Origin of the sequence: Nonomuraea jabiensis, assembly GCF_014204795.1 — a bacterium.
Classification (GTDB): Bacteria; Actinomycetota; Actinomycetes; order Streptosporangiales; family Streptosporangiaceae; genus Nonomuraea; species Nonomuraea jabiensis.
Genome location: NZ_JACHMB010000001.1, coordinates 8,849,547 through 8,870,130 on the forward strand (window position 1 = coordinate 8,849,547; position 20,584 = coordinate 8,870,130).

Consider the following 20,584-nt stretch of genomic DNA (forward strand, 5'->3'; position numbering starts at 1 on the left):
GGTCCCCATGATCGACACGACGACGGCCCTGCGAGCATTGCTGGACGACGGGGGCTCATGGATCCCCGTCACCGACGGCGAATCCGGGGCCGCTGTCTTCCGCTCCGACGACGGCACCCGATACGCCAAGTGCGTCCCCGCCGATTCCGTGACCGCGCTGGAGGAGGAGCGGGCCCGCGTCGAGTGGCTGGGCACGCAGGGCGTTCCGGGCCCGCGCGTCCTCGACTGGCGCGTCACGGCCGACGGCGCCTGCCTGGTGACCAGCGCCGTCGCGGGCGTCCCCGCCCATCGCGTCCCGGCCGCGGAGCTGCGGGCGGCCTGGGAGAAGATCGCGGACGCCGTACGCCGCCTGCACGACCTGCCCGCTCGCCAGTGCCCGTTCGCGCGGGATCTCACGTGGATGTTCGCCATGGCCGGCGACGTCGTCGCACGGGGCGCCGTCAACCCCGCGTTCCTCCCGGAAGAACAGCAGGACACGCCCGCCGGCGAGCTGCTCGCCCGCCTCGAGCCCCAGCTGGAGCGCCGCCGCGCCCAGGAGGCCGCCGAGATGGTCGTCTGCCATGGCGACCTGTGCCTGCCCAACATCATCCTCGACCCGGACACCCTGGACGTGGCGGGCTTCATCGACCTCGGCCGCCTCGGACGCGCCGACCCGTACGCCGACATCGCACTCCTGCTCGCCAACGCGCGGGAGACGTGGCCCGACGAGGAGCAGGCGAACCGGGCGGACGAGAGGTTCGCCGAGCGGTACGGCATCGTCCTCGACCGTGACCGCGAGCGCTTCTACCTCCACCTCGACCCGCTCACCTGGGGTTAGCACCGGGGGAGCCCAGCGTCCTCCGGGCAGGGCCGCTGCGGGACTCTCACACTTCTCACACAGTCGCATGCGATGACTGGTCCCATGACAGATTCGCGAGCGGGCAAGTGGTGGTGCGCATGACGGACAACGCCGTGGCCGCGCGAGGCGACGCGTCCCTGCCTCCCGGGCTGACCGCGACGGTGGAGATCGTGGTTCCCGTGTACAACGAGGAGCGGGCCCTGCCCGGCTGCATCGACGTTCTCCGTGACTATCTGGGGCGGTGCTTCCCGTTCGAGTGGACGATCACGGTGGTGGACAACGCCAGCACCGACCGCACCCCGGTGGTCGCCGCGGAGCTGGCCGACCGCCATCGGGGTGAGGTGCGGCTGCTGCGGCTGGAGCGCAAGGGGCGGGGGCTGGCGTTGCGTACGGCGTGGGCGCGCAGCCAGGCCGACGTCGTGGTCTACATGGACGTCGATCTGTCGACCGGCCTGGACGCGTTGCTGCCGCTGACAGCGTCGCTGGTCAACGGGCACTCCGACGTGGCGATCGGCTCGCGGCTGGCACGCGGCGCCCGGACGTTGCGCGGACCGCGCCGGGAGATCATCTCGCGCGCCTACAACGCGTTGATCAGGGTGACGCACGGGGTGGGGTTCACCGATGCGCAGTGCGGGTTCAAGGCCGCCCGTACGGAGGTGGTCCGCCCGCTGCTGGAGAAGATCGAGGACGACGGGTGGTTCTTCGACACCGAGCTGCTGCTGCTCGCCGAGTACAACGGGCTGCGGGTGCAGGAGGTCCCGGTGGACTGGGTGGAGGACGTGGACAGCCGGGTGCAGGTGGTGTCCACCGCCGTCGACGACATCAAGGGGCTGATCAGGGTGGCCAGGGCCAAGGCGTCCGGCGCGGCCCGCGTTCCGGATCTGCCGCGCCGGCCCGAGCCGCGCGCCGCGCACCCGGATGCCGTGCTGGCCGACAGGCGCGGCGGCGGCATGCTGTGGCAGGTGTTGTCGTTCGGGGCGATCGGGGTGCTGTCCACCGTGGCACATCTCGGCCTGTACGCGCTGCTGCGGATGTGGCTGCCCGTGCTGCTGGCGAACCTGCTGGCGTTGACGATCACCACCATGCTCAACACCGAGGCCAACCGCCGCTTCACCTTCGCCGGCTCGCGTGGCTCCACCGCCCGCACGCACCTGCTGGGGCTGGTGGTCTTCGCCCTGTACTACGCGTTGACCTCCGGCGCGCTGCTGGTCCTGCACGCCGTCGATGCGAATCCGCCGCGCCTGCTGGAGCTGATGGTGCTGATCTGCGCCTGCGTGCTGGGCACGGCCGGGCGCTTCCTCCTGCTGCGCGGCTGGGTCTTCGGCCGGGCCTCCACCTCTTCCGAAAGCTGACCGACCGATGACTGTCATCTCCCTGCCCGCCCCCATCGCCCGCCGGTGGCGCCCGTACGCGCTGAGCGCGATCTGCGTGCTCGCCGCGCTGCTCTACGGGTGGTCCTTCTGGACCTGGGGCTGGGGCAACACGTACTACAGCGCCGCGGTCAAGTCCATGTCGACGAGCGTCACCACGTTCCTGTTCGGCTCCTTCGACCCGGCGGGCGTCTTCACGGTGGACAAGCCGCCGATGGCGCTGTGGCCGCAGGTCTTCTCGACCTGGATCTTCGGCTATCACGGGTGGGCGCTGCTGCTGCCCCAGGCCGTCGAGGGGGTGGCGGCGGTGTTCCTGCTGCATCGCACCGTACGCCGCTGGGCCGGTGACGGCGCCGGCCTGATCGCCGCCCTCGTGCTCGCCCTGACCCCGGTCACCGTCGCGATCAACCGGGACAACAACCCGGACACGCTGCTGGTGCTGTTCCTGGTGGCCGCCGCGTACGCGCTGACCCGCGCGCTGGAGGCCGGCATCGCGCCGCGCCGGGCCACCGGCTGGCTGATGCTGGCCGCGTTCCTGATCGGGTGCGGGTTCACCACCAAGATGCTGGCCGCGTGGGTGTGCCTGCCCGCGTTCCTGCTGGCGTACCTGTTCGGGACCTCCGCGCCGTGGCGGCGGCGGATCGGTGACCTCGCCGCCGCGGGCGGGGTGCTGCTGGCCGGCTCCCTGTGGTGGGTGGCCCTGGTGGACCTGTGGCCGGGCGAGAAGCCGTACATCGGCGGCAGCACGGACGGCACCGCGCTGGATCTCGTGCTCGGCTACAACGGGCTCGGACGGATCCTCGGCGGCGGGCTCGGCGGGGGCTTCGGCGGTGGGGGGCCGGGTGGTCTGCCGCAGTTGCCGGGCGGGGGTGAGCTGCCGGACATGCCGGGCGGGTTCCCGTTCCCCGGCTCGAACGGCGAGCCGCCCACCTCGTACGCCGGATCTCCGGCCCCGTACGGCGACTTCCCCATGCCCAGCGGCGGGATCGGCGGCCTGTTCGGCGGTCCCGCCGGCCCGGCCCGCATGTTCGACGACGCGGTGGGTGATCAGGTGAGCTGGCTGCTCCCGCTCGCGCTGCTGATCATCCTGGCCGTCGCCGTGCTCGCCGTCCTGGCCAGGCGCCGGGGCACGGCCATCGTGCCGGCCGTACGCGGTGGATGGCTGTTGTGGAGCGGCTGGCTGCTGGTCAACGCCGTCGTCTTCAGCTTCGCCTCCGGGATCTTCCACTCCTACTACACCACGATGCTGGCCCCCGCCATGGCCGCGCTGATCGGCGCGGGAACCGTGTGGCTGGCCCGCCGCCGCGAGGGCGCCCTCGCGGGCGCGGGAGCGGTGGCCGTCACCGCGGCCTGGGCCTGGGTGCTGATCTCCCGCGACCCGTCGTGGAACGGCTGGCTGCGTTACGCCGTGCCGGCCGCCGCCGTCGCCGCGATCGCCTTCCTTCTCCTCGTGACACGCCGTGGCCGCCCGGGTCCGGCCGTGGCGGCGGCCGTGCTCATCCCCTCGTTGCTGGCTCCGGCCACGTGGTCGCTCGCCTACGCCTTCGGCCCGCCCGAGACCAACCCCACCAACCCCACCGCGGGCCCGCGCGGCGCCTTCGGCGGCATGCCGTTCGCGGCAGGGCGAGACGGCTCGGGCGGCATGCCGGGAGCCGGCCGGCAGGACGGCTCCAATGGCCCTCCCGGATCCGGCCGGCAGGACGGCCCCGGCGGGTGGATGCCCGGTTTCGGGAGTGGCGGGCCAATGGGTGGCGGGCCGATGGGTGGCGGCAGCGAGCTGAGTGCCGAGCAGCGCAAGATCCTCGACTACGCCGTCGCCCACTCCGGCGGAGCCCGCATCAAGCTCGCCGTCAACTCTCCCGCCATGGCGACCGCCGCGTACATCATGAACAGCGACGCGACGGTGATCGGCATGGGCGGCTTCATAGGGTCCGACCCCGCGCCGACCGCCGAGCAGCTCGACCGCTGGGTCAAGGCAGGCGAGCTGCGCTACGTCCTGAACGGCTCCGGCCTGGAGCGTATGATGGCCGGACAGGGCAGCGGGGCGTCCCGTACGACCTGGATCACCAGCACCTGCAAGGCCGTGCCCGCCTCGGAGTACGGCGGCACGGAGCAGCAGAGCGACACCGCGGACCGGTCACCGTTCGGCGGTGTCCAGACCCTCTACCGATGCGGCTCGTGATCCGGCGGCGACGCCTCACACGTTGCTCTCACCATGAGCGTGTAGAACGAGGCCGTGAACGAACAATCCGCCGCGAAAGTCCTGGTCGTCGATGACGAGCCGAACATCCGCGAACTGCTGTCCGAAGCCCTGGAGCTGAACGGCTTCGCCGTGCGGACCGCCTCCGACGGACGCCAGGCGCTGGCGGAGGTGGCCCGCGAGCGGCCTGACATCATCGTGCTGGACGTGATGATGCCCGGCGTGGACGGGTTCGCGGTCGCCCGCAGGCTGCGCGAAGCCGGCGACAGCCCCATGATGCTGTTCCTGACCGCCAGGGACACGGTGTCCGACCGGATCGCGGGGCTGACCGCCGGTGGCGACGACTACGTGACCAAGCCGTTCAGCCTGGAAGAGGTGGTGCTGCGGCTACGGGCCATCATGCGCAGGACGCGGCCCGTGGAGGAGCAGGTCGACGACGGCGTGCTGCGGTACGCGGATCTGGAGCTCGACGAGGAGGCCCACAGCGTGCGGCGGGCCGGGCGGCCGATCCACCTGTCACCGACGGAATTCAGCCTGCTGCGCTACCTGATGATCAACGCCGAGCGGGTGGTCAGCAAGACGCAGATCCTCGACCGCGTGTGGGACTTCGACTTCGACGGCGAGAGCAGGATCGTCGAGTCCTACATCAGCTACCTGCGGCGGAAGATCGACTCCGAGGGCCCGCCGCTGATCCACACGCTGCGTGGCGTCGGCTACCGGCTGCAGGGACCCTCGTGAAACCGGCCTTGCCGCTACGGCACCGGCTGCTGATCGCGCTGCTGGGGCTGTGCGCGGCCGGGCTGGCGGCCTTCGCCACGGCGAGCGTGCTGCTCCTGGACCGTTCGTTGCTGGCGCGGGTGGACACCCAGCTGACCGAGGTGGCCACCACGTTCGGCCGGCGCCCGCTACCCCCTCCGCCGCCGGTCGACCTGGTCCGGGCCGTTGAGCTGCCGACGCAGTTCAGGATCGCCTTCTACAGTCCGTCCGGGACTCTGCTGCGCAACCTGCCCACGGAGGACAGGAGCGGCCCGGCCATCCCGCCTGCCGTGGTCTCCACGGCCTCGCCCGGTCCCGTCACCGTGCCCGCCAGGACGGGCCCGGAGCAGTGGCGCGTGCTGGTGAAGGGCCTGCCCGACGGCGCCAGGCTGGCGGTGTCGATGTCGCTGGAGCCCAACCAGGCGACCGTGCACCAGATCCTGATCATCGAGGTGGCGGTGGGCAGCCTGGTGCTGCTGCTGCTCGGCACGCTCGCCCTCGCCGTGGTACGGCTGGGGCTGCGCCCCCTCACCCGCATGGAACGTACGGCCGAGGCCATCGCCGGAGGAGACCTCGACCGCAGAGTCGATGACACCGACCCGGCGACCGAGAGCGGGCGGCTCGGCAGAGCGCTCAACATCATGCTGGAGCGCCTGGCGACCGCGCTGCGCGAGTCCGAGCGCTCCGAACGGCGGCTGCGGCACTTCGTCGCCGACGCCTCCCACGAACTGCGCACGCCGCTCACCTCGATCCGGGGCTTCGCCGAGCTCTACCACCACGGCCAAGGCGCCCGGGACCCGGCGGCCGAGCGGCTGCTGCGCAGGATCGAGGCCGAGGCCGCCCGCATGGGGGTCCTGGTCGAGGACATGCTGCTGCTGGCCCGCATGGACCAGGAGCCCACGCTGGAGCCTGCCGTCGTGGACCTGCACGTGCTGGCCGGGGACGTGGTGCACGCCGCCCGGGCCCGGGACCGCGATCGGCCCATCCGGCTGGCCGTCTCCGACGAACCGGTGTTCGTGCTCGGCGACGAGCACCGGCTGCACCAGGTCATCGCCAACCTGGTCGGCAACGCCATCCAGCACACGGCCCCGGGAGCGGAGGTCCGGGTCGAAGTCGGCCCGCGCGCCGTCGCCGGGGTGCCCGCTCCCGGGGTGGTGCACGTCGGCTCCGGACCCGCCCCGGACGCCAGGGCCGCGCTGATCGAGGTGCGCGACGAAGGTCAGGGCATCGATCCCGAGCACCTGCCGTACCTGTTCGACCGCTTCTACCGGGCCGACGCGGGCCGCTCCCGCGACAGCGGCGGAACCGGGCTGGGCCTGGCCATCGCCGCGGCGCTCGTGCAGGCGCACCACGGCCGGATCGAGGTGACGAGCACCCCGCGCCACGGCACCACCTTCCGCGTGCTCCTGCCGCTCAAGCAGCCCGAGGACGGCTGAACCCTCCGTTCACCTTCACGTCAGATTCGGTTCACACATTATTCCCAGCCTCGTGCTGTCGGATGTGTGCTGACGAAAGGAGGGACATGCTGGAAAGGTTCCGCAAACGAGCGGTTTCCGCAGCTGGCGACGCTGATCGGCCGGTGTCCGGGGCTGAGGTGGACGGCGAGCTGGGCCACCGGCTGCGGGCGCCGAGCAAGCTGCACGCCTTCAACCGGTACGAGATCAAGTACCTCGTGGACGCGGCGGAGGCGGTCGCGCTGCGGGAGGAGATCGAGCAGCGGCTGGATCGCGACCGGCACAGCGGCGACGCGGGCTACGGCATCTGGAGCGTCTACTACGACACCCGGCAGCTCCGCTTCTACTGGGAGAAGATCGAGGGGCTGAAGTTCCGCAGAAAGCTGCGCATCCGCCACTACGGTGACCGGTTCGCCGTGGGGGCCGACACTCAGGTGTTCGTCGAGATCAAGCAGCGGGTCAACCGGGTCACGCAGAAGCGGCGGGCACGGCTGCCGTACACCGACGCGCTGCGCCTGTGCGACGGGCGGCAGATGGTCGAGCACGACCCTTCCCAGCGGGCCTTCCTGGAGGAGGTGCTCGACCTGGTGCTGCGCCTGGACCTGCGGGCCGTCGCGATGACCGGGTACCAGCGGCACGCGTACGTGGGCCGCGACGCCGACGTGGGCCTGCGCGTCACCTTCGACCATCGCGTCCGCGGCCGGGACCGGGACTTCCACCTCGGCGCCGACGCCGAGAACCGGCTCATCGTGCCCGCCCGCAAGGCGATCGTGGAGGTCAAGGCGAACGAGCGGGTGCCGTACTGGCTGACCGACCTGAGCGCCAAGCGGAACCTGCAGGTGGTGCGGGTCTCCAAGTACTGCCAGAGCGTCGAGGCCCATGGGCTGGCCCCGCGCTCGATCTTCCACATCCCGGACCACGACGCCGGCTACGACCTCGACCGCTCTCGGTCGACCGCTCTCTCGGAGGCCTGACCCCCCATGGACTTCTCCTTCCAGGACCTGTCCGGCACGTTCAGCGTGGCCGACATCGCGATCGCGATGTCCCTGTCGTTCGTGCTCAGCGCGATGATCGGCTGGGTGTACCGGGCCACGCACCGCAACGTCTCCTACAGCCAGTCGTACGTGCAGACGCTGGTCATCCTCGGCATGCTGATCTCGCTCATCATGCTGGTCGTCGGCTCGAACATCGCCCGCGCCTTCGCCCTGGTCGGCGCCCTGTCGGTGGTGCGCTTCCGCAACGCCATCAAGGAGACCCGCGACGTCGGGTTCATCTTCCTGGTGATGGGCGTCGGCATGGCCGTCGGCACCCGCTTCTACCTGCTGGCCGTCGTCGCCGCGGTGGCGATCTCGCTGATCGTCATGCTGATGAGCCGGTTCAACTGGTTCGCGTTGAACGTGCGTCGTCAGGTCGTCAAGGTGCAGGTGCCCTCCGACGACGACTACACGCACGCCATCCAGGACGTGCTGGTGCGGCACACCGACGAGTTCGAGCTGGTCAGCATGGAGTCCATCAGGGCGGGCGCGCTGCTGGAGCTGATGTACACCGTCAAGATCAAGAAGGGCAGCGAGCCGGCCGACGTCATCTCCGCCCTGCGCGAGCGCAACCACGGCCAGTCGGTCACCGTCCTGACCGGGTACGACCAGACCGATCTGTAGGGGCACGCGCATGACAGCACAGCCCAGACGGCTCAAGCACCGCATCCCCGTCAAGCTCCGGCACAACTGGAAACTGGTCGCGCTGTGCACGGCGTTCCTGGCGGCGTGCTGGGGCGTGTTCGGCAGCGGGACCATCCGCCCGTACGTCACCAGTGTCCAGGCCGCCGAGGCCGAGACCGTGGTCACGAACCTGACCGGCACCAAGGACCTGTTCGACGCCTCCGTGGCGCACGACGTGAAGCTCACCTTCACCGACGCGGCGTACGAGGACATGCTGACGGAGTACTTCAAGGACGGCGAGAAGGAGTACGTCGAGGCGGACCTGACCATCGACGGCACCCGCATCCCCAGCGTGGGCATCCGCCTCAAAGGCAACTCCACCCTGATGGGGCTGACCTGGAAGGGGCAGGCCAAGCAGCGCGGTATGCCCGGGGGCGGCCGGCGGCCCGAAGGGCTGCCGGAGGGCTTCCAGCCTCCCGAAGGCTTCCAGCCGCCCGAGGGCTTTCAACCGCCCGGCGATGGACAGCTCCCGGCCGGGCAGCCGCAGACCGGGCGCGGTGGCGGCTTCGGCGGCGGTGGCGGGCCGGGGGGCTTGGGGGCCCAGCTCAAGGGCGAGGAGCCGGAGAAACTGCCGTGGCTGATCAGCTTCGACGAGTTCGTGGAGGGCCGCCGCTACCAGGGCCACACCCAGCTGGCCGTGCGCCCGGCCTCGACGGGCTCGACGGCGATGCTGAACGAGGCGCTGGGCATTTCGGTGGTCGGCGCCGCCGGCGAGCCGACCCAGAGCTCCACCTACGCCTCCTTCACGATCAACGGCCGCTCCGCCGCGCCGCGGCTGCTTGTGGAGTACCTGGACGAGGGATACGCCGAAGGTCTCGGCAACGGCGTGCTGTACAAGTCCCTGGCCTCCGGATCCTTCGACTACAAGGGCGAGGACCAGACCGGGTACACCGAGGACTTCAAGCAGATCAACAAGGTCGGCGGCAAGGACCTGCAGCCGGTCATCGACCTGGTCAAGTGGGTGAACGAGGCCTCCGACGCCGAGTTCGCCGAGGGTCTCGACGAGCGCCTGGACGTGGAGTCGTTCGCCCGGTACCTGGTCCTGCAGAACCTCATGGTGAACTTCGACGACATGGCGGGGCCCGGGCGTAACTACTACCTGTGGTACGACCTGGACACCAAGAAGTTCCAGGTCGTCACCTGGGACCTCAACCTCGCGTTCAGCGGAAACGCGGAGAGCGGCGTGAACGACACGATCAGCATGGGCTTCGGCCAGGGACGCCCCCAGCAGGGCCGGCAGGCTCGGGACTTCACCCCGCCCGACGGCGGCGGCATGATGCGCATGGGCCACCCCTTGAAGGAGAGGTTCCTCGCGAACGCCACCTTCAAGAAGCTCTACGAGGAGCAGTACCGCGCCCTGTACACCAAACTGCTGGCCGGCGGCACCGCCTCCGGCCTGCTCGACGACCTCGTCGCGGCCTACAAGCTGAACGAGAAGGCCGACCCCGCCAAGATCGAGGAAGAGGCGAAGACCCTGCGCACCTTCCTGCAGACCCGGACCAGGACCTTGGGCTCGGACAAGGCGATCAGCGGCACGTGACACCTCCGCAGCGATGGGTCCGCCGCGTCCCAGAGCCCGGCGGCCCCATCGTCCTCCGCCGCGAGCCCTCTGAACCGGCAGCGTGCCGTCGCGTCAGCCGGCGGCGAAGGGGGTGTCGGCGTCACCGGTTCCCGTTTCGGGGTCGTCCTCCCGCAGCCTGCGGTCGGGCAGGAAGAACGCGAGTGCCAGGGCTGCGAGGGCGACCACGGACAGGCCCGCGAAGATCGGCAGGAGCGCGTCCACGTAGGAATGCACCACCTGATCGCGGACGGACCCGGGCAGCGAGCGGACGAGCGCGGGGGTGAGCGAGTCGGTGCCCGTCCCGCCCAGGCTCGGTGCGAGGCCGGACAGAGAGCCGGTGAGCCGCTCGGCGAACAGCGCACCGACCGCGGCCGTGGCGATGGTCGCCCCGATCTCACGGAAGAAGTTGTTGGCGGAGGTGGCGGTGCCGACCTCGCTGCGCGGGAAGGCGTTCTGCACGGCCAGGACCAGGTTCTGCATGAGCAGGCCCATGCCGGTGCCGAGCAGCGCCAGATAGGCGCACACCAGCTGGACCGGCGAGTCCGAGTTGAGGGTCGACAGCAGGTACACGCCCGCCGGGACGATGACCAGACCCGAGATGACGAAGCCCTTGTAGCGGCCGATCTTGGCGATGAGCTGGCCGGAGACGGTGGCGGTGAGCATCAGGCCGGCCACCATCGGCAGCAGGAGCAGCCCGGAGACGGTCGCCGAGTAGCCGTAGACCATCTGCAGGTAGGTCGGCATGTAGCCGACGACGGCGAACATGCCGGCGCCGATGGCGATCATGCCGATGACGGTGGACAGGGCGAACACCCGGTTGCGCAGCATGCTCAGCGGGATGAGCGGTTCGGCGGCGCGCCGCTCGACCAGGACGAAGGCGATCGAGCCGGCGATGGTCACTGCGATGAGCGACAGGATCAGCGGCGAGCCCCAGGCGTGGTCGTTGCCGCCCCAGTCGGCGACCAGCACCAGGCTGGTGACCGTGATGGCCATGAGGGCGGTTCCGAGGTAGTCGAGTCTGACCGTCCGGCCGGGCTTGGGGAGCCGGATGCCGAAGTAGCTGACGGCGAACGCGGCGACGCCGAGGGGGACGTTGATCCAGAAGGCCCACCGCCACGAGGCGTTGTCGGTGATCCAGCCGCCCAGGAGCGGACCGGCCACCGAGGACAGGCCGAAGACCGCGCCGATGGCGCCCATGTACTTGGCTCGCTGGCGCACCGGCACCAGGTCGGCGAGGATGGCCTGGGTGCTGATCATGAGTCCGCCGCCGCCGAGGCCCTGGAGGGCGCGGAAGGCGATGAGCTGGCCGATGTCCTGGGAGAGGCCGGACAGCAGAGATCCCGCGACGAAGATCGCCAGTGCCCACAGGAACAGCGGTCGCCGTCCGATGAGGTCGCCGAGCTTGCCGTAGACGGGCATGCCGATGGTGACGGCCAGGATGTAGCCGGTGCTCACCCAGGCCATCTCGGACAGTCCGTCGAGCTCGCCGACGATGGTCGGCAGAGCGGTGGAGACGATGGTCTGATCGAGCGCCGACAGCAGCATCGAGACGATCAGGGCGGCGTAGATCCAGCCGAAGCGCGCCGGAAGCTTGGAGTCCGTCACCGGCGTGGTGATGTACGGGGTGCCGGTCATGTCAGCGGACTCCCAGTACCGGGAGGATGACGGCGTCGACGAAGCGTGCCGAATGGTCCTCGTGGACGCCGCGACCGGTGCGGGTGCGGCGCACGAGGACCGAGGCCAGGAGCAGTTCGGGGATGAACTCGCGGCCGGGGGAGTCGGGGGCGATCTCGCCGCGCGCGGCGGCCCGGTCGATGATACGGCGGGCGGCCTCGGCCATCGGCGCGGCCAGGACCTCGTTCATCGCCTCCTGGAGCTCGGGATCGGTCCTGGAGGCGTGCGCCAGAGCCGACATGACCGCCTCCTGGTCGTCGGCGACGGCGGCCATGCGGCGTCCGCCCTCGAGGAAGTCGCCACGCAGGCTCCCGGTGTCGATGTCGGCCAACGGCGGCGGCGCGGCATGCCGCAGTGCCTCGGTGACCAGGCGAGGCTTGCCCTTCCAGCGGCGGTACAACGTCGCGGTGCTCGCCCGCGTGGCGGCCGCGATCTGCTGCATCGTCAACCGTTCGTAGCCGTGCTCGCCGACCAGGCGCACCACGGTCTCGTAGATCTCGGCCTCGCGCTCGGGTGTGAGCTTGGAACGACCCTCCACATCTCCTCCTATCGAAACGAAATCATTTCGTTTCGATACTATGCGAGGATCGGTTGCCCGCGAACGCCGTCGCCTTGATCGCGGGGGCGGGCTCAGTCCTGGGTCGTCGGGCGGATGACGATCTCGCCGATCTCCACGTCGCGCGGTTGTTCGATGGCGAAGGCGACGGCGCGGGCGACGGCCTGCGGCGCGATGGCGTACTGGTCCATGTTGCGGCGGATCTCCTCGCGGACCTCGGGGTTGTCGATGGAGCCGGCGAGTTCCGTACGCACGTAGCCCGGCGAGATCGCCGTCGTCCGCAGCACGCCGTCGGTCGACTCCTGCCGCAGCCCTTCCAGGAGGGTACGTACGGCGTTCTTGGTGGCGGCGTAGACCGCCATCGTGGGTGAGATCTTCAGCCCGGCCGTCGACACCGTGGTCACGAGGTGGCCATGGCCCTGCTCGCGGAACACCGGCAGCGCGGCGGCGATGCCGTGCAGCACGCCGCGCAGGTTGACGTCGATCATCGCCGACCAGCCGGCCACGTCGAGGTCGGCCACGGGACCGATCTTGCTGATGCCGGCGTTGCCCACCAGCACGTCCAGCCGCCCGAACTCCGTCACGGCCAGGCCGACGAGCCGTTCGAGGTCCTCTCGGGCGGTGACGTCCACGGCGCTGGTGACGGCGCGCCCGCCGCGGTCGCGGATCTGGCGGGCGATCTCGTCGAGCCGCTGCGTTCGGCGCGCGCCGAGCACGACGGCGGCGCCCCGCTCGGCGAGCAGGCGGGCGGTGGCCTCGCCGATTCCGCTGCTCGCACCGGTGATGGCTACGACCTTGCCCGTGATGGCTGACATGGGGATTTCCTCCACAGTAAAATGGACACGTGTCCGGTTGGTCCCTCCACCGTATCGGACACGTGTCCGCTTAGCCAATCCGCCCTGCAGAGGACCGATGAACGCACCCCGCCGAGCCGATGCCACCGAGAACCGCGCACGGATCCTCCAGGCCGCACGAGACGTCATCGCGAACGCGGCCGAGGTGCGGCTCAATGAGATCGCCAAGCGGGCGGGCGTCGGCCAGGGCACCCTCTACCGCCACTTCCCGACGCGGGAGGCCCTGCTCGCCGAGGTCTACCGCAAGGACGTGGACGACCTCGTGGCCGCCGCGCCGGCCCTGCTCGCCGAGCACGCGCCGCTGCCCGCCCTGGCGGGCTGGCTGGATCGGGTGGCCGAGTACGCGAAGGTCAAGCGCGGGGTGTTCGCGGCCGTCGAGGTGGGGGTGTGGCAGGACCTGTCCGCGCACAGCCTCGGCCCGATCGGTGAGGCGCTGACCATGCTCCTCGACGCCGGCAAGGCCGAGGGCGTCATCCGCCCCGACGTGGATGCCCGCGACGTCATCCTGCTCATCGGCTACCTGACCCGCCTGGAGCCCGCGGAGTGGGACCCCCGCGCCCACCACCTCCTGCGCGTCATCCTCGACGGCCTGCGCCGTCACGCCTGAGCAGGTTCGCGCTCGGCCGGCCTGGCGTCGCGGAACACCTCCTTCACGAGCTTCTCCAACGCCACCGGGAACACCTGCATCACGTCGATTGCGGCGTCCCCGCTGGTCAGCGAGGCGGTCAGGGTCCTGCTGCCGTCGGGGGCGCTGTACATCAGCGCCCCGAAACCCAGGGTGCTGCCGTTGTGGTGGACGACGATGCCACCGTGGTCCGGGCCCAGGTCCTGCACGAACAGCCCGAGGCCGTAGCCGAGCTTCCCGTGCGGCCGGCGCATCTCGGCCAGCAGCTGGGCCGGCAGGAGCTTGCCGCCGTTCAGCGCGGCGACGAACGTGTGGAGGTCCTGGGTGGTCGAGATCAGATCGCCGGTGCCGGGCAGCAGGGAGGGGTTCTGGCGGGTGACGTCGACCACCTTCCACTGGCCGGCGTCCTCGTACCGGTAGTAGCCGTGGGCGTGCGGCCCGGGGATCTCCGTCTGGGCGCCCGGCGCCACGGTGTCCGACAGCCCGAGCGGCCCCAGGATCCGCCGCCGCAGCTCCTCGGCGTACGAGCGGCCGCTGACCTTCTCGATCAGCAGCAGGGCCAGCGTGTAGTTGGTGTTGGAGTAGCTCTGGTCCGTCCCCGGCTCGAACCGGGCCGGCTTCGACAACGCGAACCGCACCAGCTCCTCCGGCCGGTAGGTGCGCAGCCGGTTGTCCACCCACTCCTGGCCCACCGAGGGGATGCCCGGCACGAACGTCCCGTCGGGGTCGAGCTCGCCGGTGTGGTTGAACACCCCGCTGGTGTGCTGCAGCAGCATCCGCACCGTGATCCGCCGGTCCAGGCCGAACTGCGGCAGGTGGTCGGCCACCGGGGCGTCCAGGGCGAGCTCGCCGTCGGCCACCAGTTGCAGCACCAGGGTCGCGGTGAAGGTCTTGGTGGTGCTGCCCACCCGGAACCGCCCGTTCGTCGGCGGCTTCGCGGCCTCGCCCAGCTTGCGCACCCCGGCGCTGCCGACCCACTCACCCCGCTCGTCGTGCACGCGCAGCTGGATCCCGGCGAAACCGGCATCGACGAACTCCTGGATGGCTTTGTGCAGCTCCGGGCGGTCCTGCCCGGCAGCGGCCTCCGGCACGACCCCACGGCTGACCGTGTGGAGAGATTCACTCATGACCAGTCCTCGCTTTGCGATAGTACGTGTTTTGCGCAACTCGAAAGCTACGTTGCATTCAGGTGCGCGTCAATCCGGCAAAGGACGTTATCCCTGGTAAGTAGCTATGAATTGGCGCAATGACGCTGCGCCCGAAAGCAACACCATGTTGCAATGAATGGTGGCTAAGGCAACACTGGTGGCATGCCAGGAGGACGATTGACCCAGCAGGAACGCCAGCGCATCGCGGCCGGACTCACCGCCGGACTCTCCTACCGCGAGATCGCCCGGCGGCTCGACCGGCCGACCTCGACGATCACCCGGGAGATCGCACGCAACGGCGGCCCCACCGGCTACCGGCCCCAGCAGGCGCACCAAGCGACCCTCCAGCGGGCACGGCGCGGCACCCCGGCACCCCCGCAGGCGGCCGCGCCGCCGGCCGGAGCGATGGAACAGGAGATCCTCGAGATGGCGGTCAGAGCCGGGATGCCGAGGACGGCCGCGCGCGTGCACCACGACCTGATGCTGTCCGAGGACGGCAGGCGCACCGCCGCCGAGCTGGCCCGCAGGCTGAACGTCAGCCCCGCCTCCGTCTCCGTGGCCGTGAACTACCTGGTCGAGCATGGGTATGCCCGGCGCGAGCGCGATCCGCGGCGCCGCCGCGACATCTACGTGATCGACAACGACGCCTGGTACCGCTCCGTCGTGATCAGCAGGCGGCAGACCCTGGAGACCGTACGCGCCACGATGGCGGCGGCCGAGACCTTCGGGCTCGACAGCCCCGTGGGGGAACGGCTGGCCAAGACGGCGGCGTTCCTGGAACGCGTCAGCCTCGACATGATCGAGTCGGCCGACCGCTGGCGCCCCCTCCTGACGTGACGGGCCCGGCGTCCTGCTCGACCGGCACGCCGCGCCTCAGGATCGGCCGCAGGCCCCGGGGCAGAACTTGACCTCGGGGTAGCGCGAGGACGGCTGGTCCAGCAGGGGCTGCCGCCGCGACTTCAGGTGCTGGTCGAGGAAGGCCGCCACGTACGTGCGGGTGAGCTCGGCGGCGCGCGCCGCAGGCAGGAGGCCATAGGCGGGTTTGATGCCGAGGGCGCCCGCCAGCAGCGGTACGTCGGTGAACGACTGGTGCTCCGAGCCCGACAGCACGATCCAGCGCTTCCACCCGGTCAGCAGCTTCCAGTCGCGCTCCCACGAGTTGTCGCTGCCGCCGGGGACGTGCTGCGGCGAACCGATGAACATGAACGGCCGGGAGAGCCCGCCCTTGGGGATCCGGGCGTAGGTGGTGCCGTCCATGTCGATCCCGGCACGTACCCGGGGGTCCCGCACCATGGCCGCCAGGGCGGCGGCCCCGCCGATGGACTGGCCGACCATGGCGATTCTGGAGCGGTCGATCCGGCCGGCGCCGTCCCACGTCGAGGGCAGCCGGTCGAGCACGAAGGAGACGTCGGCCGCCCGGCCCGCGACCACGCCGGTGCCGAAGCCCGGGTCGGCGTCGCTGTCGCACGCGAGGCATTCGGCGACCCGCCCGTCGGCCAGGGTCGTGGCGTAGCTCTCGTAGGTGTGGTCGATGCCCGCGACGACGTACCCGCGGCTGGCCAGGTCTTCGGCCAGGGAGGTGAGGGTGCTCATCGGCTTGGTGAAGCCCGGGGAGAGCACCACCAGCGCAAGCTTGCGGCCCGCGGGTTCGGCGTCCTTGACGGCGTTGGTCCGGGTCTTGCTCAGCGTGTCGTCCGGCACGCCCGCGATCCTGCCTCCCTTCAGGGTGAGCTCGGACTCCTTCGGCGTCATGTAGGAAGCGCGCTGCCCGTCGCGCTGCTCGGCCGGGTACCACAGGGTGACCTTGAGCTCTCGGGCTTTCGCGTCGAGGTTCCAGGGGTCGGGGCGGGAGGTGTCCTTCAGGTACAGGGCGGTGGTGCCGACCGGATGGGGGCCGGTGGGGGCGGGCAGGGTGGCGGGGCCGGTGGGCGCGGCGGGCACCGCGGCGGAGCGGGGCGGCGCGGGCGCGGAGCAGGCGGACGCGGCGAGGACGGCCAGTCCGGCGGCGGCGGCCAGGAGGTGTCTCATCGGAAAGGTCCGTTCACTCGTGCAGCAAGGTCAGCGCCTTGGCCAGCGCGGGGTCGCGCCCGGCGGCCGCGTCCTTCGCGGTCAGGGGTACATGGTGGTCGGGCGGCACGCCGATCCGGTCGATCACCTCGCGGCCCGGCCCCAGGTGGTGTCTGGTGGGGAAGGCCAGCGTGGTGTTGTCGGCGAGCAGGTACGGCTGCGCCGGTCCGGAGATGACGCCGGCGGTCCTGGTGCCGACCAGCCGGCCGATGCGCAGGTCCTTGACCGCGGAGCTGAAGTGCTCGCACGCCGAGGCGCAGCCGCGGTCGGTGAGCACCACCAGCGGCAGGTCGAGCAGCTGGACGGCGTCGTCGGTCCACAAGGTCTCGCACTTGCCGTCCACGGTGCACAGGTGGCCGGTGGCCTTGCCGTGGACGAACGCGCTCACCAGCCGGATCGCCTCCTTGGGGCTGCCGCCGCCGTTGCCGCGCAGGTCCAGTACGACGCCGGTGAGCATGCGGCCGGTGCGCAGCCTGGAGATCGCCTTGAGGACCCTGTCGGCGGAGTCGGGAGCGAAGGCGCGCATCCGTACATAGGCGATGTCGTCGTCCAGCAGCTTCGACCGCACCACCTGCAGGGCGGCCAGGTCGCGCTGGAAGAGGCCGGGCCTGAGCGTCACGCTCCAGCGGCGGCCGGTGCTCTGCCGCCGCAAGCGCAGCCGGACCGGCCGCGCTTGCGGGTATCGCGGGTAGAGGGCGGCGATCGGGGGTGTCGCCTTCCCGTCGATGAAGGGCGCCGACCCGTTGATCGACTCGATGACGTCGCCCGGGCGAAGTCCGGCGGCCTGCGCCGCGCCGCCCTGCACGGTGGTGACGAACAGCGGCGCGAGGGCGGTGCCGGGGTTGGCGTGCACCTGAGCGCCGTTGACGTTCGCTTCGAGGCCCAGGCCGTAGCCGTCGCCGTCGTGGTAATCGGGTGGCCGCTCGACGCCGCGCGTCCAGCCGGCGTGGTTGTCGCCGAGGGCGGCCACGAGAGCCTCGAGAGTGACCACGGCCAGCTGGTCGCGCAGGCCGGGGACCTGGTCGGTGACCTTCCGGTAGACGGCCTCGAAGGCGGCCCAGTCGGCTTTGCGGTCGCCGGTCAGCGCCGGCATGCCGGCCTCCGGCACGTCGTGCCCGTCGCGGTCGAGCTCCTGCGTCAGGGCGGCGAAGGCGGCGGTCAGGAGCGAGCGGGCGTCCAGGGTGGCGCCGCTGTAGTAGTTGCCGAGGATGCAGAAGTACGCCTGCTCGACGACGTCGATCGTGGTGGCCGTCTCCGGTCCGGGGCGCGCCTGGGGCTGCGCGCAGGCCGTACCGGCGGCCGGGCTCGCCTGGCTGCGCGGCGGCGCCGGCGCCGTGCAGGCGGCCGCCAGGAGGAGGGCGAGCCCCGCCGCCGCGGCCTTGACGGCGGCGGCGGTCATGACAGCCGCCTGCGGATCCACCAGAAGCAGAACCATGCGAGGCCGAGGGTGAGCAGGGCGTAGATCCCGGTCTCGATCCACTGGAAGGGCCAGAAGCGCTCCAGGGGCTGGTAGGTCGCCTGCTGCCGGTAGCCGAGCCGGTTGATCTCGGCGGTGCAGCCGTCGCCGCCCACCGCCCCCGTCGGCGAGCAGGGTCCCGACGTCGTGGAGATCTGGATGGCGGCTCCGCCGTCGTCGTCGGAGATCGTGCGTCCGGAGGGATCGGCCATGGTGCTGGACATGACCCAGGCACCCGCGTGGCCCGGAACGGCCGATTTCAGGAGGATCCGCACCGGCCCGCCTCCCTCCCTCGAGATTCCGAGGTTCTCCACGTTCGCGTGGCTGAGCTGGAAGGTCCCGGTGACCGGGGGCATCAGGTGGGCGCGGACCAGCAGCGGCATGGCGAGCTGGATCGCGGCGAAGACGGCCAGGGTGAGGGCCATGGCGGGCAGGGTGCGGCGTACCAGCATGCCCACGGTCACGCCGAGGACGAAGGCGAAGGCCGCGTACCCGATCGGGGCGATGCCGCGCGCGCCGAACACCAGGGGGGCCATCAGGGCGAGGCCCTCCGAGGCCGACTCGTCCAAGGGGCCGGACCACCAGCTCACCGCCAGGCCGCACAGGCACGCGGCCGCCATGGCGGCCAGGCCGGTGAGCCCGAGCTTGACCGCCAGCCAGCGGCCCCGGGTGATGCTCTGGTTCCACACCAGCAGGTGCGTGCCCGCCTCCAGCTCGCGGGTGATCAGCGGTGCTCCCCAGAAGGTCCCGACGAGGGCGGGTAAGAGCAGCACGGCGAGATTGACGGCCAGGAAGGGCGTCTCGTACGCGCCGAAGAACCGGTTGTAGAAGCGGTCGCAGCTGCCGTCCTGGGTGCAGGCGGCGATCCCGGCGGAGTAGCGGCTGGCCAGGTCCGGGCCGGTCAGGGCCAGGACGGCGGTGAGAACGACCAGGAGGGTGGCCATCGTCGCGGCCGAGCCGCGCAGCTGGCGCCAGGTCAGCCAGATCATCGCCGCACCTCCAGGGGGACGCGCCGGTTCTCGGCGGTGCGCTTGTCCATGTAGGCCAGGACGAGGTCCTCCAGGCTGAGCCCGCTGACCGTCCAGGCCGGGTCATGGATGGGGCCCTCGGTGCGGATGATGAACGTGCTCTGCCGTTCGGTGTGGCGTGCGGAGATCACCTGCTGGCCGGCGGGCAGCCGGTCGGGGTCGCGGCGCGGCCCGGTGAGCCGGTGATGGGTGGCCAGCAGCTCGTCGACCTCCCCGGCCACCTGGACGCGGGAGTCGACGAGCACGACGAGGAAGTCGCAGACGCGTTCCAGGTCGGAGACCAGGTGGGAGGAGAGCACGACGCTGAACTCGTGCTCCACGGTGGCCTCCATCAGCCCCTGCAGGAACTCGCGGCGGGCCAGCGGGTCGAGCGAGGCGACCGGCTCGTCCAGGATCAGCAGCTCGGGCCGCTTGGCCAGGCCCAGCGTGAGGGCGAGCTGGGCGCGCTGGCCGCCGGACAGCTTGCCCGCCCGGTGGGCGGGGGCGAGCCCGAGTTGCGCGATGCGCTCCCGCGCCGCGGAGGCGTCCCAGCGGGGGTTGAGCCGGGCTCCCAGCCGCAGGTGTTCGGCGACGGTCAGCCCCGCGTAGACGGGGGTGTCCTGGGCGACGAACCCGACCCTGGCCAGCTGGGCGGGCGTGGCCGCGGGCCGGTCGCCGAGCACGGTGATGCCGCCCGCCGAGGGTTCGAGCTGGCCGCCGGCGAGCTTGAGCAGGGTGGTCTTGCCGGCTCCGTTGGGGCCCACGAGCCCGACGACGTGGCCCGCCGGGATGTCGATGCTGCACTCGCGCAGTGCCCAGCGTCTGCCGTATCTCTTGCCCAGTCCCTGGGCCTGCAGGACAGAGGTCACGCTATGTCCTCCTGAGCGAAGGTCCGAAAAGTGGTCATGAAGAGGGCCTCGATGCTTTCGTCGTCGAGACCGGCCCGGCGGGCCTTGGCCAGCCAGCGCTGCAGCTCCATCCGCAGCGGGCCGTGCGCGGCCAGGGAGGTGTCGGCGAGCGTCGCCGTCACGAACGTCCCCACCCCTGGCCGGGCGGCCACCAGGCCCTCGTGCTCGAGTTCGCGGTAGGCCTTGAGGACGGTGTTGGCGTTGATCGCCAACTGCGCCACGACCTCCTTGACGGTCGGCAGCTGGTCGCCCTCGCGCAGCACGCCGAGCCGCAGCGCGTGCCGTACTTGCTGGACCATCTGCAGGTACGGCGAGAGCCCGGACCTGCCGTCCAGATGGAACTCGATCACGGCTTCCTCCATTTATCTAGCTTCCTAGCACTTTAGGACTCT

19 protein-coding genes are annotated in these 20,584 nt (G+C 71.0%); 10 read left to right on the forward strand and 9 right to left on the reverse strand.

Going from position 1 to position 20,584, the window contains the following annotated elements:
• Positions 1-7: 7 nt before the first annotated feature.
• From HD596_RS40280 to HD596_RS40315, 8 genes are all read left to right on the forward strand, one after another.
• Positions 8-817 (forward strand): APH(3'') family aminoglycoside O-phosphotransferase, encoded by an 810-nt coding sequence (locus HD596_RS40280; protein WP_185074692.1) that lies wholly within the window; start codon positions 8-10, stop codon positions 815-817.
• A gap of 119 nt (positions 818-936) precedes the next feature.
• The gene (locus tag HD596_RS40285; RefSeq protein ID WP_185074693.1) at positions 937-2,190 is read left to right on the forward strand and encodes a bifunctional glycosyltransferase family 2/GtrA family protein; all 1,254 of its coding nucleotides are present in this window, start codon (positions 937-939) and stop codon (positions 2,188-2,190) included.
• Between the two features lie 7 nt (positions 2,191-2,197).
• Positions 2,198-4,390: an ArnT family glycosyltransferase gene (locus tag HD596_RS40290; protein ID WP_185074694.1), complete on the forward strand. Its 2,193-nt coding sequence runs from the start codon at positions 2,198-2,200 to the stop codon at positions 4,388-4,390.
• A 54-nt stretch (positions 4,391-4,444) separates the two neighbouring features.
• A complete protein-coding gene (locus tag HD596_RS40295; RefSeq protein ID WP_185074695.1) occupies positions 4,445-5,146 on the forward strand; it encodes a response regulator transcription factor in 702 nt (233 codons plus the stop codon).
• On the forward strand, positions 5,143-6,600 hold the full coding sequence (locus HD596_RS62570; protein WP_221519738.1) for a sensor histidine kinase: 1,458 nt from the start codon (positions 5,143-5,145) through the stop codon (positions 6,598-6,600). Before HD596_RS40295 ends, HD596_RS62570 begins: the two co-directional genes overlap by 4 nt.
• Positions 6,601-6,743: 143 nt before the next feature.
• A complete protein-coding gene (locus HD596_RS40305; RefSeq protein ID WP_313046273.1) occupies positions 6,744-7,592 on the forward strand; it encodes a polyphosphate polymerase domain-containing protein in 849 nt (282 codons plus the stop codon).
• 6 nt (positions 7,593-7,598) lie between these two features.
• Positions 7,599-8,276, forward strand: coding sequence for a DUF4956 domain-containing protein (locus tag HD596_RS40310; RefSeq protein WP_185074697.1), 678 nt, complete (start codon positions 7,599-7,601; stop codon positions 8,274-8,276).
• 10 nt (positions 8,277-8,286) lie between these two features.
• Positions 8,287-9,876, forward strand: coding sequence for a CotH kinase family protein (locus HD596_RS40315; protein WP_185074698.1), 1,590 nt, complete (start codon positions 8,287-8,289; stop codon positions 9,874-9,876).
• Positions 9,877-9,969: 93 nt separating this feature from the next.
• On the opposite strand, the gene HD596_RS40320 is transcribed toward HD596_RS40315, so the two are convergent.
• From HD596_RS40320 to HD596_RS40330, 3 genes are all read right to left on the reverse strand, one after another.
• Positions 9,970-11,532 carry an MDR family MFS transporter gene (locus HD596_RS40320; protein ID WP_185074699.1) on the reverse strand — a complete coding sequence of 521 codons (1,563 nt, stop codon included), beginning with the start codon at positions 11,530-11,532 and terminating at the stop codon, positions 9,970-9,972.
• A gap of 1 nt (position 11,533) precedes the next feature.
• Positions 11,534-12,109 (reverse strand): TetR-like C-terminal domain-containing protein, encoded by a 576-nt coding sequence (locus tag HD596_RS40325; RefSeq protein WP_221519739.1) that lies wholly within the window; start codon positions 12,107-12,109, stop codon positions 11,534-11,536.
• 92 nt (positions 12,110-12,201) lie between these two features.
• Positions 12,202-12,942, reverse strand: coding sequence for an SDR family oxidoreductase (locus HD596_RS40330; protein ID WP_185074700.1), 741 nt, complete (start codon positions 12,940-12,942; stop codon positions 12,202-12,204).
• Positions 12,943-13,039: 97 nt separating this feature from the next.
• On the opposite strand from HD596_RS40330, the gene HD596_RS40335 reads away from it, so the two are divergent.
• The gene (locus tag HD596_RS40335; protein ID WP_185074701.1) at positions 13,040-13,588 is read left to right on the forward strand and encodes a TetR/AcrR family transcriptional regulator; all 549 of its coding nucleotides are present in this window, start codon (positions 13,040-13,042) and stop codon (positions 13,586-13,588) included.
• Here the strand turns inward: HD596_RS40335 and HD596_RS40340 are convergent.
• Positions 13,579-14,733 (reverse strand): serine hydrolase domain-containing protein, encoded by a 1,155-nt coding sequence (locus tag HD596_RS40340; protein ID WP_185074702.1) that lies wholly within the window; start codon positions 14,731-14,733, stop codon positions 13,579-13,581. The two genes, HD596_RS40335 and HD596_RS40340, sit on opposite strands and share 10 nt — an antisense overlap.
• A gap of 198 nt (positions 14,734-14,931) precedes the next feature.
• On the opposite strand from HD596_RS40340, the gene HD596_RS40345 reads away from it, so the two are divergent.
• On the forward strand, positions 14,932-15,591 hold the full coding sequence (locus HD596_RS40345) for a GbsR/MarR family transcriptional regulator (protein ID WP_221519740.1): 660 nt from the start codon (positions 14,932-14,934) through the stop codon (positions 15,589-15,591).
• Positions 15,592-15,627: 36 nt separating this feature from the next.
• Here the strand turns inward: HD596_RS40345 and HD596_RS40350 are convergent, their stop codons facing one another.
• From HD596_RS40350 to HD596_RS40370, 5 genes are read right to left on the reverse strand one after another with little or no spacing between them, the layout of a single operon-like run.
• Complete coding sequence (locus HD596_RS40350) at positions 15,628-16,782, reverse strand: alpha/beta hydrolase family protein (protein ID WP_185074704.1); 1,155 nt, start codon at positions 16,780-16,782, stop codon at positions 15,628-15,630.
• 13 nt (positions 16,783-16,795) lie between these two features.
• On the reverse strand, positions 16,796-18,256 hold the full coding sequence (locus HD596_RS40355) for a S41 family peptidase (RefSeq protein WP_246555183.1): 1,461 nt from the start codon (positions 18,254-18,256) through the stop codon (positions 16,796-16,798).
• Positions 18,217-19,266 carry an ABC-2 membrane transporter-related protein gene (locus tag HD596_RS40360; RefSeq protein ID WP_185074705.1) on the reverse strand — a complete coding sequence of 350 codons (1,050 nt, stop codon included), beginning with the start codon at positions 19,264-19,266 and terminating at the stop codon, positions 18,217-18,219. The genes HD596_RS40355 and HD596_RS40360 overlap by 40 nt, the downstream gene beginning before the upstream one ends.
• Complete coding sequence (locus tag HD596_RS40365) at positions 19,263-20,153, reverse strand: ABC transporter ATP-binding protein (RefSeq protein WP_185074706.1); 891 nt, start codon at positions 20,151-20,153, stop codon at positions 19,263-19,265. The genes HD596_RS40360 and HD596_RS40365 overlap by 4 nt, the downstream gene beginning before the upstream one ends.
• Positions 20,150-20,542, reverse strand: a complete 393-nt coding sequence (locus HD596_RS40370; protein WP_313046284.1) for a GntR family transcriptional regulator — start codon at positions 20,540-20,542, stop codon at positions 20,150-20,152. The genes HD596_RS40365 and HD596_RS40370 overlap by 4 nt, the downstream gene beginning before the upstream one ends.
• Positions 20,543-20,584 lie beyond the last annotated feature (42 nt).

What these genes read in the sequence shown, in the direction of transcription:
- HD596_RS40280 (WP_185074692.1), top strand. Translation starts at nt 8, where the DNA reads ATGATCGACACGACGACGGCCCTGCGAGCATTGCTGGACGACGGGGGC.
- HD596_RS40285 (WP_185074693.1), top strand. Translation starts at nt 937, where the DNA reads ATGACGGACAACGCCGTGGCCGCGCGAGGCGACGCGTCCCTGCCTCCC.
- HD596_RS40290 (WP_185074694.1), top strand. Translation starts at nt 2,198, where the DNA reads ATGACTGTCATCTCCCTGCCCGCCCCCATCGCCCGCCGGTGGCGCCCG.
- HD596_RS40310 (WP_185074697.1), top strand. Translation starts at nt 7,599, where the DNA reads ATGGACTTCTCCTTCCAGGACCTGTCCGGCACGTTCAGCGTGGCCGAC.
- HD596_RS40315 (WP_185074698.1), top strand. Translation starts at nt 8,287, where the DNA reads ATGACAGCACAGCCCAGACGGCTCAAGCACCGCATCCCCGTCAAGCTC.
- HD596_RS40320 (WP_185074699.1), bottom strand. Translation starts at nt 11,532, where the DNA reads ATGACCGGCACCCCGTACATCACCACGCCGGTGACGGACTCCAAGCTT.
- HD596_RS40330 (WP_185074700.1), bottom strand. Translation starts at nt 12,942, where the DNA reads ATGTCAGCCATCACGGGCAAGGTCGTAGCCATCACCGGTGCGAGCAGC.
- HD596_RS40335 (WP_185074701.1), top strand. Translation starts at nt 13,040, where the DNA reads ATGAACGCACCCCGCCGAGCCGATGCCACCGAGAACCGCGCACGGATC.
- HD596_RS40340 (WP_185074702.1), bottom strand. Translation starts at nt 14,733, where the DNA reads ATGAGTGAATCTCTCCACACGGTCAGCCGTGGGGTCGTGCCGGAGGCC.
- HD596_RS40350 (WP_185074704.1), bottom strand. Translation starts at nt 16,782, where the DNA reads ATGAGACACCTCCTGGCCGCCGCCGCCGGACTGGCCGTCCTCGCCGCG.
- HD596_RS40355 (WP_246555183.1), bottom strand. Translation starts at nt 18,256, where the DNA reads ATGGTTCTGCTTCTGGTGGATCCGCAGGCGGCTGTCATGACCGCCGCC.
- HD596_RS40360 (WP_185074705.1), bottom strand. Translation starts at nt 19,266, where the DNA reads ATGATCTGGCTGACCTGGCGCCAGCTGCGCGGCTCGGCCGCGACGATG.